The sequence below is a fragment of the Paenibacillus sp. J22P59 genome (assembly GCF_059383895.1).
In genome coordinates this window covers 77,414-92,728 of sequence record NZ_JBXENX010000005.1, presented here as the reverse complement: position 1 = coordinate 92,728, position 15,315 = coordinate 77,414, and the positions used below count along the sequence as shown (strand labels likewise).

Below are 15,315 nucleotides of genomic sequence, written 5' to 3'. Positions count from 1 at the left end.
TTTCTCCTTCGAACGCTCAGTTCTGCCCGGTCGCACGCATTTTACGGCTCGGAAGCATATTTTTGAGTTCAGCAGCTACTCGTTCGGCTGTCAATCCTACTTCATTCCGCTGCTCTTTTATCGAGCCATGCTCAATGAACAAATCAGGAACCCCAATAATGCGGATAGAAAGGCCATAGATGCCTTGCAAGGAATAAAACTCTAATACAGAGCTGCCGAATCCCCCTAGTTCCGCACCTTCCTCAAGCACGATCATAGGCTTGCCCTGTTCCGCAAGCGATAGCAGCATTTGCTCATCCAATGGCTTGATGAACCTAGCATTAACAACGCTTATATTCATTCCATCTTGTTTTAATTGCTCCGCTGCTTCCTCAGCAACCTGAATCATTGGACCAATGGCCAGAATGACTGCAGAATCGCCCTCTCGAACCGTTTCCCACTGTCCAATCGGGATCGGCAGAAGCACATCATCCATAGGAACACCTAATCCATTAATTCGCGGATAACGAATGGCAATCGGACCTTCATTATAATCAATCGCAGTCTTCATCATCCTGCGTAGCTCATTCTCATCTTTAGGCATCATGATCGCCAAATTTGGAATATGGCGCAAGAAAGATATATCGTATACGCCATGATGCGTCTCCCCATCGGGACCTACGAATCCGGCACGGTCAATCGCAAAAACAACATTCGCATTTTGGCGGCAAATATCATGCACTACTTGATCGTATGCCCTCTGTAAGAAGGTAGAGTATACCGCAAATACGGGCTTAAGGCCCTCCATAGCTAGTGCAGCAGATAAAGTCGCTGCATGCTGCTCCGCAATGCCGACATCAATCATGCGGTCAGGGAAACGCTCGGCGAACTTCAATAAGCCTGATCCCCCCGGCATAGCAGGAGTAACAGCCATAATACGGCTGTCCTTCTCAGCAAGCTCAATTAATGTATTGCCGAACACGTCCGTATACATCGGTGGCCCTACTGATTTCATAACTTGACCGGATTCGATCTTATAAGGTGTAATGCCATGCCATTTGAACGAATCGGCTTCAGCAGGCGAATAGCCTTTTCCTTTAACTGTAATAACATGGACAAGCACAGGTCCCTCTATAGAGTCAGCTTGCTTGAAAATATCCAGCATTTGCTCCATATCATGACCGTCTACCGGTCCTAAATAAGTCAATCCGAATTGCTCAAATAAAATGCCGCTAACGAGCAAATACTTCACGCTATCCTTGAATCGTTCTGCCGTCTTGGCAAGCTTCCCGCCGATAGCAGGAATTTTGTTCAGCAGATGCTGAAGATCATCTTTAGCCTTTTGATAATGACGGTCAGTACGGATCTTGCTGAGATAATGATGCAAAGCGCCTACGTTGGGAGCTATAGACATTTCATTATCATTCAGAACAACGATCATATTCTTTTTTTCGTCACCAATGTGGTTCAGCGCTTCAAGCGCCATGCCGCCTGTAAGGGCGCCATCGCCAATTACGGCTACGACTCTGTTCGTTTCGCCCTTCAGGTCACGTGCAAGGGCCATGCCCATCGCTGCAGACAATGAAGTGCTGCTATGGCCGGCCTCCCATACATCATGCTCGCTTTCAGCACGCTTTACAAAACCGCACATGCCTTTATATTTACGCAAAGTATCGAACTTGTCTTTGCGTCCAGTCAATATTTTATGAACATAGGATTGATGGCCTACGTCAAAAATAAATTTATCTTTAGGACTTTCAAATAAATAATGGAGGACAAGTGTCAACTCTACTACTCCTAGGTTGGGAGCAAGATGACCACCCGTAACGGAAAGCTTTTCAATTAGGAACTGACGAATTTCTTCAGATAACTGCTCCAAATCACTTACCGATAGAGCTTTCAAGTCTTGAGGTCCATTTATATGGTCTAGCAGCACAGTGACTTCCTCGCTTTCTGGAATACCTTAATTTGCATATTCCAATAGACGTCGAATAATGCAATTATTATAGCATATCGCGCATGGTTTTCCCAATTAGGCCCTTATCAGCACAGCCCTTAAATCAATATTCGCGCTGTACAAGATAATCCGCAATTTGAAGCAGCCGCTGTGGAGCCTCCAATCGAGCCTCAATAATGGCCGCTTTTGCGTCTTCGGTTAATTTAACCACTTGAGCCTTGCTTTCCTCCATTCCGATTAGGAACGGATACGTAACCTTCTGCTGCGCAACATCGCTATTTGTTTTCTTACCCATCTTCTGCTCATCGCCAATCAGATCTAATATATCATCCTGAATTTGAAAAGCCAGACCGATGTTGCGGCCGAATAATTTCAAAAGATCAAGCTGCTTTTCGGAAGCGCCACCAATTCTGCCGCCGGCAAGAACAGAAAATACAACTAGGTCACTTGTCTTATGAAGATGGATATACTCCAGTTCTTCAATCGAGGTAATTCCTTGTTCTCCTTGCATATCAGCAACCTGGCCACCAACCATTCCTCGCGCACCAGCCAGCATAGCCAAATCCTCTACAATGGATAAGGCAATCTCTGCTTGAATGCCTCCCTGCCGAGCAGCTTGTGGAATAAGATGAAAGGCATGGGTCAATAAAGCATCACCTGCGAGAATCGCCATAGCTTCTCCGAATACCTTGTGGTTCGTGAGCTTGCCTCGACGATAATCATCATTATCCATCGCAGGCAGGTCATCATGGACCAAGGAATACGTGTGTATGTACTCAATAGCAAGCGCAACAGGAAATGCACCATGCTCATGTGCATGCGTATCACCCTTAACTGCTTCCGCAGCAGCTAGCACAAAGGCTGGACGAAGACGCTTGCCGCCGGCCTCCAGCGAGTACATCATAGCTTCACGGAGCTGCTGTGGAACAGACCACTCTTCGGGAAGCGAGCTTCTCATTGCTTGCTCAACCATAGAAGCACAGTTAGCCAAGTAAGACTTGATTTCTATGTTCTCGTTCAACGTTATTCCCCTTTATCCTCGTTCGCCGGGGCAAACGTTTTTTTCTGAAAGCCTTGCTCCGTTTCAATTAACAGCTCAATTTTGCGTTCGACCTGCTCCAGCTTTCCTCCGCACAATTGAGAGAGCTTCATTCCTTCTTGAAATAAATCAATAGCCGTTTCAAGCGGCACATCGCCGTTCTCCAGCTTTTCTACGATCATCTCAAGCTTCTCCATAGCTTCTTCAAAGCTAAGCTCGTTATTCTTCGCCGTTCCCACTGCCATCCTCTCCTTTCCTTGCCTGTACTTGGCAGTCCAATTGACCGTCAGCTACCTTCACCCTCACAATATCGCCAAGGCGAACCTCTGCTATTGACTTAATCAAACGCTCTTCCTGCTCATCATAGACAAGACTGTAGCCTCTGGACATAACCTTCAATGGGCTTAGAGCATCTAACTGCCTTATCGTTCCATGAAGCTGCAGGCAACGTTGTTTGACTGCTGTCTGGATAGCTTGCCCAAGCCGCTTCTCATTGCTTTGCAGCCGCTTTGTTACAAAGGCAATTTGTTCACCAGGATGCTGTCCAGCCAAGGCAGTATTCAAACGCTGAAGCTTGGCACTGCGCCGCTCTACTAATTGTAGGGTCCGCTGCTTGAGGCGATCCTGCAAGCGATCCATCCGCTGAGCCTGTTCTAACAAATATTTGCGAGGATACATGAAAAAAGGAGACCGGCGCGCACGCTGGAGCTGCTCTTTCCTGCTTTTCAGCATGGTTTGCAGGGCATGCTCCAATCGCTGTTTGTGTCGGTTAAGCTGCTGCTGGAGCTCTGCCATATGCGGTACTGCAAGCTCCGCCGCTGCTGTTGGAGTAGCTGCTCTAAGATCAGCCACAAAGTCAGCAATTGTAAAATCAGTTTCATGACCAACGGCACTAATAATCGGAATAGCTGACGCAGCAATGCTTCTTGCAACAGGCTCTTCATTGAATGCCCATAGCTCTTCGAGAGAACCGCCGCCTCTTCCTACAATTAATACGTCAACTTCGCCGAATCGGTTCATTGATTCAATTGCATTTACAATGGAAGCAGCCGCTTGAACACCTTGCACAACAACAGGATGCACATAAATAGCTGCGGCCGGATATCTGCGCTGCAGTGTAATAATAATATCTCTTACCGCGGCTCCTGTCGGAGACGTGATAATGCCAATGGCTTTAGGAAAACGCGGAATGGGCCGTTTGCGCGACTCGGCAAACAAGCCTTCCGTATCCAGCTTCGTCTTCAACTGCTCATAGGCCAAATATAAGCTGCCAATCCCGTCTGGCTGCATAGCATTCACATAAAACTGATAATTGCCATCACGTTCATATACCGAAATATTGCCCCGCGCCATTACTTTTGTGCCTTCACGCGGGATGAACGGAAGCCGCTGATTATGGGAAGCAAACATCACACATTTCAGACGGCTTTCTTTATCCTTTAGCGTAAAATACATATGCCCGCTCGAGTGGTGGGTGAAATTAGAAATTTCCCCACGCAACCAGACATCTCCAAGCAAGGAGTCGGATTCCAGCTTCATTCGGATATAACGATTAATTTCTTTTATCTCATAAATACGAGGCTGCTCCGCCATTCAAGCGTCACTCCCCGATTTTATTTGCTCGTTTGGCTGCAGTAATCGTGTTGGACATCAACATCGTAATTGTCATTGGGCCAACGCCACCAGGTACTGGTGTAATATATCCTGCAGTTTCAAGTGAATCCTGGAAGTCTACATCCCCGGCAAGCTTGCCATCAGGCAGACGGTTAATGCCTACATCAATTACGATTGCTCCCGGCTTAATATAGCGGCTATCAATAGCATTGGCTTTGCCGATAGCTACAACCAGTATGTCGGCTTGCTTCGCAAGCTCTTCCATATTAGCTGTTTTGGAATGACAAATCGTAACTGTTGCATGTTCCCTTAACAGCAGCATAGCAACCGGCTTGCCTACGATATTGCTTCGTCCAATTACAACCGCATGCTTGCCTGCAATGGTCACGCCGCTTCGTTTGATCAACTCAATAACGCCCGCAGGCGTACAAGGAAGCAAGCTATCGTCACCAATAACCAGATTTCCTACACTTACGGGATGGAAGCCGTCTACATCTTTATCTACATGGATGGCGTCAATGACTGCTTTTTCATTGATATGCTTCGGCAAAGGCAATTGAACAAGAATCCCGTTAATCGTGGATTGATTATTCAGCTTGTCAATGAGAGCAAGCAATTCGTTCTCGCTTGTTGTTTCTGGCAGACGATGAACTTCCGAATAAAAGCCCAACAGCTGGCAAGCCTTTTCCTTGGAACCAACATACACTTTGGATGCCGCATCTTCACCGACAAGAACAACAGCTAATCCAGGAACAATTCCTTGCTCCTTCAAGGCAGCGGCTTCCTTCTTGATCTCTTCCCGGATCAATTCCGATATTTTCTTTCCTTCAATGATATGTGCAGTCATTATCGCTCTCTCCCCTTCTCATCATGCGGCATCGCCGCTGCTATTCCTTGTTCTAATTCGTGATATCCGAATTCGGCTTGATCATTTCTAATTCTTCCATCAGCTTCCCTAGAACGCCGTTAACAAATTTACCGGATTCATCGGTGCCGAAGTGCTTCGCTAATTCGATGGCTTCGTTAATAACCGCCTTCGGCGGAACATCATCGCGGAACACCATTTCATAACAAGCTAGGCGCAATACTTGACGGTCTACACGAGACAACCGATCCACCTGCCAGCCGGTCAAATACTGCTGCAGCATATCGTCAATAGCAGCTTTGCGTTCAGCAACCCCTTGCACAAGCTCTTTAACATAAGCATCCGTCTGCTCATGCTCAACAAATTCTGCACCAATCTCGTTCTCCGAGCGTGCTTCCTCCATCAGCATGTCAATTGCTTCACCTGCAGACACATCGTTCATTTCCATCTGGTATAAACTCGAAACCGCTATTTCTCGTGCTAATCTACGTTTCATGAGACCTCCACGGCAGTTGCTGCCGATCTATTTAGTTAGTTTTGTACGATCAAAAAAACCTATGATCTCCTCCCTGCCCCGAACTAGCAGCAATCCGGCTTCCGGAGTACGGAGGAGACCACAGGATCATCTAAACGGTCGATATCTTTCCATCAACCAATTCCAAATCCGCTGCCATGGAAAGATGGGACCGCTATGCAAGTCCTTTTGTTTGCCGATCCAATACCCGACTGAGACAAGCAATAGAATAAAAAGCATGTCCCAAAATCCAGCAAACAAATACACAAAGCCGAAAAACAGCCCCGCGGCAGCACCAATTACCCGCTTCCCATAGGATGCCCAGAACTCCCTCCACATCGGCAAATCCACCTCTATTCCACGCGACTTTTATAAGTCCCGGATTGAATAACATTTGCAACGAATACAGCCACATTCGTGACAGGTATACCCGTAATATCCTCTACATGCTCTTTGACCGCTTTTTGAATATCTTCTGTCAAAGCAGGGATAGAGCTCTCACCATCAACGACTGCTCGCAGAACAATATCCAGACCCGAATCCGAAGCCTGTATACGCGCGCGCAGATCCTTGACGCCTCTTTGTTTGGAGGCAGCCTTCAGCGCCAGATTCTCAATTGTCTCAATAGAAATACGAATATCTCCATAATCTGTCCGCTGATCAATCGATGGAGCAGATGATGAACCACGGTGAATAGAGACAATGAATAGTCGCAAGCTGATAAGCAGCAGAATCAGGCCGATGACTATGAGTGCGATTTGCACGGGATCGTTGCGGTACAGATCTTCAATAAGATTATGCAGGTCGCCTTTGGGGAACATCCCAAATCCAATAATCGCAATAATGATGGAGATGGCGCCAACTACAATACTATTAATAAACAAAAGCAGCTTGTCCACGATTCTGATCACAGTAGTGCCTCCTCTCGTCAGAGCGAATGAAAACCCCCTTGCGCCGAGCGGCATGCCCATTCACGAGGGGGTTATTCCATTCATTTCACCTATTTCACACGCAATTGAAGCTCATCGTCTTCCGGCTTCTCTGCCGTCTTGAAATGCACGTCATGAATATGTACGTTCACTTCAATCACATGCAGTCCCGTCATTACTTCGATTGAACGCTTTACATTTTGTTGAATCTCTGAGGCGATCTCTGGAATTTTGTTGCCATACTCCACGATAATCGAAACATCAACCGCAGCTTCCCGCTGGCCAACTTCCACTTTCACGCCTTTTGACAAGTTTTTACGGCCAAGCAGCTCGGCAATACCGCCAGCAAAGCCTCCGCTCATGCCTGCTACTCCTTTAACTTCGATCGTAGCGAGTCCGGCAATCACTTCAATTACTTCTGGTGCAATTTGAATGGTGCCAATATCCGTTTTCTCATAATCAGTCGCGATCATATTCATGATGGTTGTACACCTCCCTAAAATTGCGCGTCCCGGCCACCAAAGGCCGGGTGTAGCTTCCGCATCTTATTCCTATACTATAACATTCGACGATAAATATGACAAACAGTTAAGGATATGATGATTATGCCTCTTCCGGACGATTAACATCATATTCTTCCAGGAACTTAATGTCAAAATTACCTTCAATAAAGATAGGATGATTAAGCAATTTCTGATGGAAAGGAATCGTTGTTTTGATACCCTCAATCGCGAACTCAGACAAGGCACGCTTCATACGGGCAATCGCTTCTTCACGTGTTCTTCCCCATACAATCAGTTTGGCAATCATGGAATCATAATGAGGCGAGATTGTGTAGCCAGGATAGACAGCGCTATCCACCCGAACTCCTGTACCGCCCGGAGGCAGATAAAAAGGAATATGTCCCGGAGACGGCATGAAATTGCGTTCGGAATCTTCTGCATTAATCCGACATTCAATTGCCCATCCATTGATCTTCAGATCCTCTTGCTTAAAGGACAATGGATTGCCCTCTGCAACCGAAATCATCTCTTTGATCAGGTCAACATTCGTGATCATCTCTGTTACAGGATGTTCAACTTGAATACGTGTATTCATCTCCATGAAATAGAAGTTGTCATCCGTACCTAATAAAAATTCAAGTGTGCCTGCGCCAGAATACTGAACAGCAAGCGCAGCTCTCACTGCAGCCTCACCCATTCTTTCTCTAAGCGCTGGAGTCAACACCGGACATGGTGCTTCCTCAACGAGCTTCTGACGACGTCTTTGCACAGAGCAATCACGCTCGAACAGATGAACCGCATTCCCATGCTTGTCCGCCATAATTTGAATCTCAACATGCTTCATGCCCGTCAAATACTTCTCCAGATATACGCCAGCGTTGCCGAACGACTTCTGAGCCTCTTGCTGTGCTGTCGTAATTTGCTGGATAAGCGAATCCTCATCGTCAGCGATGCGAATCCCTTTGCCGCCACCGCCAGCAGTTGCTTTAATAATGACCGGGTAACCAATTCCGCGAGCAATGCGGATGGCCTCGTCCATATCGTCAATGATGCCGTCAGAACCCGGAATAACCGGAACATTCGCTTCCTGCATCGTTTGTTTTGCTACTGCCTTGTCACCCATCTTGTTGATCGCTTCTGGAGAAGGACCAATAAACGTTATATTACATGATTCACAGATTTCTGCGAAGTTCGCATTCTCAGCTAAAAAGCCATAGCCGGGATGTACCGCATCACATTCTGTTAGAGTGGCTACACTCATCAGATTCGTCAAGTTCAGGTAGCTATCCTTGGATAGCGTCGGCCCGATGCAATACGCTTCGTCCGCAAGGCGAACATGAAGAGAATCACGATCTGCCTCGGAATAAACGGCAACCGTACTGATACCAAGCTCGCGGCATGCGCGAATGATCCGCACAGCAATTTCTCCACGGTTAGCGATTAATACTTTTTGGAATTTCACGTTAATACTCCTTTCAAACGACCGATTTTGTATCAGGAGCAGTAGCTATTCCGATTTCACAAGGAAAAGCGGTTGACCGTACTCTACTAATTGGCCATTCGATACTAATATCTCCACGATTTCTCCACTCACTTCAGCTTCCAGTTCATTCATAAGCTTCATAGCTTCGAGAATGCATACGACGCTTTTCTCCGAAACGCGGTCGCCTACTTTAACAAAAGCAGGGGAATCCGGTGTTGGAGAGCTGTAGAACGTACCTACCATTGGAGATGTGATTGGATGCAGATTATCCGTGCTTGGACGAGCTGCTGGCGTTTCTTGCACCGCGGCTTGCGGAGCAGTCTCGATAGCCGGCTGCTGAGAATAGACAGGTACTTGCGCCGGCGAATATGTATGGGTGATTGGGGCTGCTTGTACATTCACCACTTCTGTTTTGCCTGGTTTGCGGATGAACAGGCGTGCCCCTTCGTTTTCGATTTCCAGCTCATGAACGGAAGTTTGATCAACCAATTTGATCAATTCTTTAATCTCGCTCAATTTGAACATGAATGAATTCACTCCTTAAAGTTTTGCGGTAGCAAGTTTTGCAATAGCAAAACCGCTTCGTAAGCTTAATGTTAATTTTTCAATCGTTAGTTCTGTTGAATGGATGGGTAGGTCCTTGTATCCATATCTTTCACATACCGTTTAACATTATATCACAAACCAATCCGAACACGAACCACTTTTTTATGCAGGCTTTCGACATCCAGATGAACCTTACCTGATAAGCTTATTTCAAAATAAATAAAATAAGGCAGGGCAGGACATCTTGTCCCTGCCCTGCCTTATTCTTCTTGGAGCCCTCAGCCACTTCCAAATGTCCTTACGGTACAAATTGAACCGTTACTTGATCCGCATCGACCTCAAGCGTCTTCATTACCAAATCAATAATATCTGCCGCTTGGGATTTCTCAAGCTTATCGCTTGCAACAAGCACACGGAAACGTTCATTCTCTTCATCCACTACTGCGGAATGGAATTCTTTCATTAATTCCGTTTCGATGCTCGTTATTTTCGTATACTTATCCTCAAGCGAGGCTAGCTCCTTAACTGCAGCGGATGATTCCTCTGGACTAATTTTTGGAGTGTTTGCAATAACAGCGAGCAGCTTATCCGATTCACTATTTTTTTGCTCATCCTGCTTTTGCAGCGCTTCAGCGAAATCGCTGGAAACAAATCCGCCTTGTGCCTCCATCTGCTGCAGCACTTCCTTATCCGTTATTCCGCTATCAACGGGTTGCTGAACTTCATCGACGATAATCTGGTTAGCTCCCGTAGTTGCTTCCGTTGCATTCGAGCCGCTCTCCACCTGTGAACCGTCTGTGAGCAAATCCTGCTTGCCTGGCGACTCTTGCGTAAATAAGTAGTAAGCAGATAATACAACCATCAGGCTAAGCATGGAAACCAACCAAATCGTTTGTCTCTTTGTGTTCATGAGAACACCCTCCTCGACTAATTGTTTTTTGTCCTACTTATTGCTTGCTTGGTACGACTGAAATACGATTCGCCGCTACGTTGACACCTTTCTCAACCGCATCTACGATTAATCGCCTGACCGTCGCATTCTCTGCACCTTTGGCTACGATTAGAACACCGCGGATGCGTGGATTGATCGTCTTCGTTATGATAGGCTTTTTATCCCCTGATACTTCGACAACGACTACCTGCCCCTCTTTCGTGATCGATGTAATATGCCTGCGACCACCGCCTTTGTCATTCTCATCTGTAACGGACTGGGATTCGCTCAGGTTACGCTCTACGACAATCTCTTCCGTGGAATCTATCGTAAGTAGCACATCAACGGCTCCGACTCCCACAATTTTCTCCAAAATTTCTTTCAAACGAGCTTCAAGCGGCAATTCGATCGAATCAAAAGCGGTCCCTTTTGATTGGGCTCCATTATTCCATGCAGGCTCTTCACCAGAAGGAGAATTCGAGATTTGCTCAGAAGGCGCAATTTGTTTGAGGGATAAGAAGGAATTTAACACCATCAGAGCAGCGCCAATGCAGCCTATTATAAGCAAGAGACGCAGCGTCTTTACTCGCTTAGGTCCCCCGGGGCCGCCTCCACCCACAATGGATTCCAATCCTTCAAGCCATTTCGCCACTTCGCTTCCCCTCCTCCCGCTTTACGAATTGCCTTCGAACGCTGGCCGTTGACGAATGACAATGCTCTTGGAGCTGACTCCCCATCCTTCGATTAGAACAGAGCGGGTACGCTCCTCCAAGCCAGCATTTACAGGTACCCATTCTTCTCCTTTTATCTTGCTGCTCCGAGCAGACAGCATATCACGATCTGAGGATTCCCCAGTGCTTGCAGCCATCGGCTCAAGCTCAACTCCTATCGAGACCGGCTCTATCTCTTCTATTCCATCGCCAGCTTCGGAAGCTGGCTCCTTCTTCTTGAGGTCATTGCTGACGAATGTGACGGTGACTGCATAAATATACGGTATTTGCTCCTGACCCTTGCCAGCCCATTTCAATGTCGCCTCTACAGCCTCAACCGGAGAGCCCGTCTGCTCTGCTATCGTCTTTTTCATGGTGCTTTCCAGTGTCGTTTTTGTAAGGTCCGCCGCTTCCTCCAGCTGCTTCTCATTTCGTTGCTCGGCCTTTTTAAATATATCTTCCAAGCTAGGCATCTTTAACTCTTCCTCTGCGCTGCTCTGCTCCCATTGTGCAATGCCTGTATTCAGCTTGGCGCTGAAATCCCCTTGAAGCAGCTGCAGCAAAGGCGAAAGAATTGTTAGCAGGACTAGCAGCCCTATAACAAGCCTGGCGTAGCGCTGCATCGACTTATTAGGAAGCAGCAGCTCAACGAACACAGCAAGCATAATAACGGCGATTATACTTCTTAGCCAATCACTAAGCCATGCGACCACTGCTCTCGCCTCCCCCTAGTTTAACGCGCCATTATAGCCGCATTTCCTGCCGTCAGCACGATGGTAATCGCGAGGAAGAACATCAGACTAACAGCCGCAAGCGCCGCGAACACATAGATCATCGTTTTCCCAATCGTCTGCAGGCAAGTTACAATAGGGGAATCTCCAAGCGGCTGCATGACAGCAGCGGCGACATGGTAGATCAGGGCAAGCGTTAATATTTTCACAGCTGGAAAAGCACAGAGGAATAAAAGGATAATTACGCCTGCAAGACCAATGGCATTCTTTGCGAGCAAAGAAGCGGAAATGACGGTATCTGCAGCATCGGAGAACATTCGGCCAACGACCGGAACGAAATTACCCGTAACAAACTTTGCCGTTCGCATTGTAATTCCATCCGTCACAGCGCTTGTCGCTCCTTGGACCGAGATCACCCCAAGAAAGACGGTAACGAGCAGGCCCATTATCGTTACGCCAATGTTGCGGAGCAGATTGGCAAGCTGCGTGACTTTGAACTTCTCTGTCAATGCGCTAACGATATGAAGAACAGCTGAGAAGAACAAGAGAGGGAATACAATCGTATAGATCAAGGTGCCTACCGTATGAATCATGAAAATAATTAAGGGATGAAGAACAGATACGGTAACGACATTGCCCATCGACGCGAGCAGCGTCAGCAATAGCGGAATCATCGAGAGCATGAATTGAATCATACTGCCGATCGCATCCTTGGCGTAGCCGATTGCGACATGAAAGCTGTTCACTGCGATAATAATCAGAACCATGTACGTGATCGAGTAGGCCACCTTGCTGACCGCATTTCGTTCGAACGCATTTTGCAGTGTTTCGAGCACCATGCTGAACACCGTCAGCATGACAATCGTGACAAGCAGCTTGCCATTGTAGAGAACCTCTTTGAGAAAATAACCGAGCAAGCCCTTGAATACCGTTTCCAGCTTCAATCCTTCGCCGCCAGGCATGATCATTTCGAAGAAGCTCGGCATGTTCTGCTCGGGAAAGTAACCGCCATACTCATCCTTTAGTTTGTTCCAATAGTTCTCGACTGCATCTGTATCAATCCCCCGTAATTGTCCCTCTGCAAGCTCGCTCGGCGTCATTATTGCTTCCTGCTGCGAAGCGTTATCCGCTAGAGCAGCTGCTAAGCTTACAGCCGGCAGCTGAACGAATAGCAGGAGAAAAAACACAGCTGTGAAAGCCTTAGTGATGAATTTCCTCATCCCATTCAACTCCCTGCCGGGAGCAGCCCGATCACCGTCTCCACTATGACGCTTATAATTGGAACCGCAATAACGAGAATGAGCACTTTACCGGCAAATTCGATCTTCGAAGCAATGCTTTCCTGACCAGCGTCCCTTACGATCTGTGCACCGAATTCGGCGATATAGGCAATACCGATTATTTTCAGTATGGTCTTCAAGTAAATAGAAGGAATGCCCGATCGGTTCGCTAAGTCCTCCAGCACCGTTATAACCGCATCAATCTTGCCAATCAGATACAAGAAAATAAATAGACCTGTAAATGCCGCAAGCAGGAATGCAAATAAAGGCTTCTGCTCTCGAACGACTAGAATGAGGACGGTAGCGATAAGTCCGATGCCGACGACTTGAATGATTTCCACTTTCGTTCACCTACTTGCGGCTTGAGGTTACTTGTTTTTTGCTACTGAAATAGAAAGATTGTCTTGATCTCCTGGAACAATTCATTGAGCAAACGGACGACCATGAAGAGAACGACGACAAATCCGATTACTGTAACCCAGTGCGCCATATCTTCTTTCCCCATCTGCTTAAGCACCGTATGAATCATCGCTATAATGATTCCGATACCGGCTATTTGGAAAATGGCGCTCACATCCATGTTCATTTGAGCGGCACCCCACTAAACCATCAAAATGACGATGAGCACGGCAATCAATGCGCCTAGGCTTTTCCACATTTTCTCGTAACGCGCTTGATCTTCCCTAGCCGCGTCCTCCTCCGCCTTCAGCTGAAGCAGTGCAAGACGCAAATGCTTCATTTGATCCTCCTTGTCGCTAATGCCCAATACTGATCCAAGCCGCTGCAGCACAGCCTGCTCATTAGCTCTCATCGCCGTCAACCTCCACCCTTGCGAGACTGCCCGCTCCCAGCTTTCACGAAAAGAAATGCCGCTGTCTGAAGTCAGTCCGTTCGCTGCTTCTCGGAAGACGCCTGCAATCGGCTGAGGAACAGAATGAGCCGTTCTCTCCAGCGCCTCCGGCAGCGGCGTATGTCCATAGCCGATCTCCGTTTCAAGTCGCTGCAGCGCATTAGCCACCTGACGGATTTGCCGAGGTCGAGCTGCATACTTTGCAGCCTGCTGGAACCCGATCATTGTCCCTGCGAATAGAATGAGAACAGCGCCTAGCAGCTTTATCAAGGGACAGCACCTCTCATTGGCCCGGTTGTCATTGGAGCCTGCTCCATTCGCCGTAACAATTCCGTTGGTTCTCTCGCCACCGGCGAGGTAGTCCCTGGGCCAGAATGGATGACACGGTGCATGAAACCACCTGTAGAGCGTCTCAACTCAACAATGCGTCCGAATGTGCCATCTTCTAGAAGCTCCCGGAGAACAGGACGTCCTTTTGCATCATCCAGATCATAAGCATGAGCCGTCGCGATAACGCTAATGCCCGCATGACTGGCTTCCCTGATTGCGTCTCCATCCTCTGCTCGTCCAATTTCATCTACGATGACAACCTCCGGAGACATAGAACGAAGCAGCATCATAAGCCCCTCAGCCTTCGGGCAAGCATCCATAACATCGGTACGGGGCCCGATGTCAAAGGTCGGTATCCCTCTTACGCATGCTGCAATTTCAGAACGTTCATCTACGATGCCTACTTTTCTGCCTTGCCAGCCTCCAGATTCCCCTTGTCCCCATAATCCATAGCTGACTGCCCTTGCAATATCGCGGACAATCGTTGTCTTCCCTTGCTGTGGCGGCGCTAATAGAAGAGTAGAGCAAATCGTTTTTCGATTTCGATCGAGCAGCTTAGGCAGTAGTGAATGGGCTGAACCGATAACCTCACGAGCGATCCTAATGTTGAAAGCACCAATGTCGCGTATGCCGCGAACATTGCCGCTGTCGAGCACGGTACGGCCAGCCAGTCCGATTCGATGTCCGCCTGCTACTGTAATGAAGCCTCTTTTCAGCTCTTCTTCCATCGCATAGAGAGAATAGTTCGTAATTTTCTCCAGCAATTTGCGGCAGGTGTCAGCAGTTGGTTTATAAGCACCATCTGCATGCAATCGCAGGGTTCCATCGGCGGCTGCGAACCGTGATTGTCCGCTGAGACCGATTTCGAGAGGTCGTCCCTCACGAATGCGAATTTCTTCCAGCTGCTCCATTGCCATATCGGGCAATCGCTCCAGCACCGCTCTAAGCTCAAGCGGCAGCAAGTGCGCCACACGGTTCAGCATACGCTCATCACTCCCAAGCTGTTTGTCCTTCGTAGTATTATTTGTATGCTTGGCCAATTAAAATATGTCCA

Annotated in this window: 19 protein-coding genes; all 19 read right to left on the bottom strand. The window is 47.6% G+C overall.

From position 1 onward, the window contains the following. Positions 1-16: 16 nt before the first annotated feature. Positions 17-1,915, bottom strand: a complete 1,899-nt coding sequence (dxs, locus tag AC50YO_RS09825) for a 1-deoxy-D-xylulose-5-phosphate synthase (RefSeq protein ID WP_494846643.1) — start codon at positions 1,913-1,915, stop codon at positions 17-19. 124 nt (positions 1,916-2,039) lie between these two features. After that, complete coding sequence (locus AC50YO_RS09820) at positions 2,040-2,909, bottom strand: polyprenyl synthetase family protein (RefSeq protein ID WP_494846968.1); 870 nt, start codon at positions 2,907-2,909, stop codon at positions 2,040-2,042. Between the two features lie 50 nt (positions 2,910-2,959). Further along, positions 2,960-3,220 (bottom strand): exodeoxyribonuclease VII small subunit, encoded by a 261-nt coding sequence (xseB, locus tag AC50YO_RS09815; protein WP_494846641.1) that lies wholly within the window; start codon positions 3,218-3,220, stop codon positions 2,960-2,962. Continuing rightward, positions 3,195-4,568, bottom strand: a complete 1,374-nt coding sequence (gene xseA / locus AC50YO_RS09810) for an exodeoxyribonuclease VII large subunit (protein WP_494846639.1) — start codon at positions 4,566-4,568, stop codon at positions 3,195-3,197. The genes xseB and xseA overlap by 26 nt, the downstream gene beginning before the upstream one ends. 7 nt (positions 4,569-4,575) lie before the next feature. Continuing rightward, positions 4,576-5,436, bottom strand: a complete 861-nt coding sequence (gene folD, locus AC50YO_RS09805; protein WP_494846637.1) for a bifunctional methylenetetrahydrofolate dehydrogenase/methenyltetrahydrofolate cyclohydrolase FolD — start codon at positions 5,434-5,436, stop codon at positions 4,576-4,578. 52 nt (positions 5,437-5,488) lie between these two features. Beyond that, entirely contained in the window at positions 5,489-5,950 is a 462-nt protein-coding gene (gene nusB / locus AC50YO_RS09800) for a transcription antitermination factor NusB (protein ID WP_494846635.1), read from the bottom strand. A 126-nt stretch (positions 5,951-6,076) separates the two neighbouring features. Continuing rightward, positions 6,077-6,307 carry a DUF2273 domain-containing protein gene (locus AC50YO_RS09795; protein WP_494846633.1) on the bottom strand — a complete coding sequence of 77 codons (231 nt, stop codon included), beginning with the start codon at positions 6,305-6,307 and terminating at the stop codon, positions 6,077-6,079. Positions 6,308-6,321: 14 nt separating this feature from the next. After that, the gene (amaP, locus tag AC50YO_RS09790; protein WP_494846631.1) at positions 6,322-6,879 is read right to left on the bottom strand and encodes an alkaline shock response membrane anchor protein AmaP; all 558 of its coding nucleotides are present in this window, start codon (positions 6,877-6,879) and stop codon (positions 6,322-6,324) included. Positions 6,880-6,968: 89 nt separating this feature from the next. Then, on the bottom strand, positions 6,969-7,376 hold the full coding sequence (locus AC50YO_RS09785; protein WP_494846629.1) for an Asp23/Gls24 family envelope stress response protein: 408 nt from the start codon (positions 7,374-7,376) through the stop codon (positions 6,969-6,971). Between the two features lie 124 nt (positions 7,377-7,500). Then, entirely contained in the window at positions 7,501-8,862 is a 1,362-nt protein-coding gene (accC, locus tag AC50YO_RS09780) for an acetyl-CoA carboxylase biotin carboxylase subunit (RefSeq protein ID WP_494846625.1), read from the bottom strand. A gap of 45 nt (positions 8,863-8,907) precedes the next feature. Continuing rightward, the gene (gene accB, locus AC50YO_RS09775; RefSeq protein WP_494846621.1) at positions 8,908-9,408 is read right to left on the bottom strand and encodes an acetyl-CoA carboxylase biotin carboxyl carrier protein; all 501 of its coding nucleotides are present in this window, start codon (positions 9,406-9,408) and stop codon (positions 8,908-8,910) included. Between the two features lie 319 nt (positions 9,409-9,727). Beyond that, entirely contained in the window at positions 9,728-10,339 is a 612-nt protein-coding gene (locus AC50YO_RS09770) for a SpoIIIAH-like family protein (protein ID WP_494846619.1), read from the bottom strand. Positions 10,340-10,376: 37 nt separating this feature from the next. Then, positions 10,377-11,012 carry a stage III sporulation protein AG gene (gene spoIIIAG, locus AC50YO_RS09765; protein WP_494846617.1) on the bottom strand — a complete coding sequence of 212 codons (636 nt, stop codon included), beginning with the start codon at positions 11,010-11,012 and terminating at the stop codon, positions 10,377-10,379. 21 nt (positions 11,013-11,033) lie between these two features. Continuing rightward, positions 11,034-11,783 (bottom strand): stage III sporulation protein AF, encoded by a 750-nt coding sequence (gene spoIIIAF / locus AC50YO_RS09760; protein WP_494846615.1) that lies wholly within the window; start codon positions 11,781-11,783, stop codon positions 11,034-11,036. Positions 11,784-11,803: 20 nt separating this feature from the next. Further along, positions 11,804-13,021, bottom strand: a complete 1,218-nt coding sequence (gene spoIIIAE / locus AC50YO_RS09755; protein ID WP_494846614.1) for a stage III sporulation protein AE — start codon at positions 13,019-13,021, stop codon at positions 11,804-11,806. Positions 13,022-13,026: 5 nt separating this feature from the next. Next, the gene (gene spoIIIAD, locus AC50YO_RS09750; RefSeq protein WP_494846612.1) at positions 13,027-13,422 is read right to left on the bottom strand and encodes a stage III sporulation protein AD; all 396 of its coding nucleotides are present in this window, start codon (positions 13,420-13,422) and stop codon (positions 13,027-13,029) included. A 41-nt stretch (positions 13,423-13,463) separates the two neighbouring features. Further along, positions 13,464-13,667 (bottom strand): stage III sporulation protein AC, encoded by a 204-nt coding sequence (gene spoIIIAC, locus AC50YO_RS09745; RefSeq protein WP_188527867.1) that lies wholly within the window; start codon positions 13,665-13,667, stop codon positions 13,464-13,466. A 15-nt stretch (positions 13,668-13,682) separates the two neighbouring features. Next, positions 13,683-14,201, bottom strand: coding sequence for a stage III sporulation protein SpoIIIAB (gene spoIIIAB / locus AC50YO_RS09740; RefSeq protein WP_494846609.1), 519 nt, complete (start codon positions 14,199-14,201; stop codon positions 13,683-13,685). Then, complete coding sequence (gene spoIIIAA, locus AC50YO_RS09735) at positions 14,198-15,244, bottom strand: stage III sporulation protein AA (RefSeq protein WP_494846605.1); 1,047 nt, start codon at positions 15,242-15,244, stop codon at positions 14,198-14,200. The genes spoIIIAB and spoIIIAA overlap by 4 nt, the downstream gene beginning before the upstream one ends. Positions 15,245-15,315 lie beyond the last annotated feature (71 nt).

Bases quoted from the DNA above. Each gene is read 5' to 3' on its own strand.
- AC50YO_RS09820 (WP_494846968.1), bottom strand. From the start codon at position 2,909: ATGGTTGAGCAAGCAATGAGAAGCTCGCTTCCCGAAGAGTGGTCTGTT.
- xseB (WP_494846641.1), bottom strand. From the start codon at position 3,220: ATGGCAGTGGGAACGGCGAAGAATAACGAGCTTAGCTTTGAAGAAGCT.
- xseA (WP_494846639.1), bottom strand. From the start codon at position 4,568: ATGGCGGAGCAGCCTCGTATTTATGAGATAAAAGAAATTAATCGTTAT.
- folD (WP_494846637.1), bottom strand. From the start codon at position 5,436: ATGACTGCACATATCATTGAAGGAAAGAAAATATCGGAATTGATCCGG.
- nusB (WP_494846635.1), bottom strand. From the start codon at position 5,950: ATGAAACGTAGATTAGCACGAGAAATAGCGGTTTCGAGTTTATACCAG.
- AC50YO_RS09795 (WP_494846633.1), bottom strand. From the start codon at position 6,307: ATGTGGAGGGAGTTCTGGGCATCCTATGGGAAGCGGGTAATTGGTGCT.
- AC50YO_RS09785 (WP_494846629.1), bottom strand. From the start codon at position 7,376: ATGAATATGATCGCGACTGATTATGAGAAAACGGATATTGGCACCATT.
- accB (WP_494846621.1), bottom strand. From the start codon at position 9,408: ATGTTCAAATTGAGCGAGATTAAAGAATTGATCAAATTGGTTGATCAA.
- AC50YO_RS09770 (WP_494846619.1), bottom strand. From the start codon at position 10,339: ATGAACACAAAGAGACAAACGATTTGGTTGGTTTCCATGCTTAGCCTG.
- spoIIIAE (WP_494846614.1), bottom strand. From the start codon at position 13,021: ATGAGGAAATTCATCACTAAGGCTTTCACAGCTGTGTTTTTTCTCCTG.
- spoIIIAC (WP_188527867.1), bottom strand. From the start codon at position 13,667: ATGAACATGGATGTGAGCGCCATTTTCCAAATAGCCGGTATCGGAATC.
- spoIIIAA (WP_494846605.1), bottom strand. From the start codon at position 15,244: ATGCTGAACCGTGTGGCGCACTTGCTGCCGCTTGAGCTTAGAGCGGTG.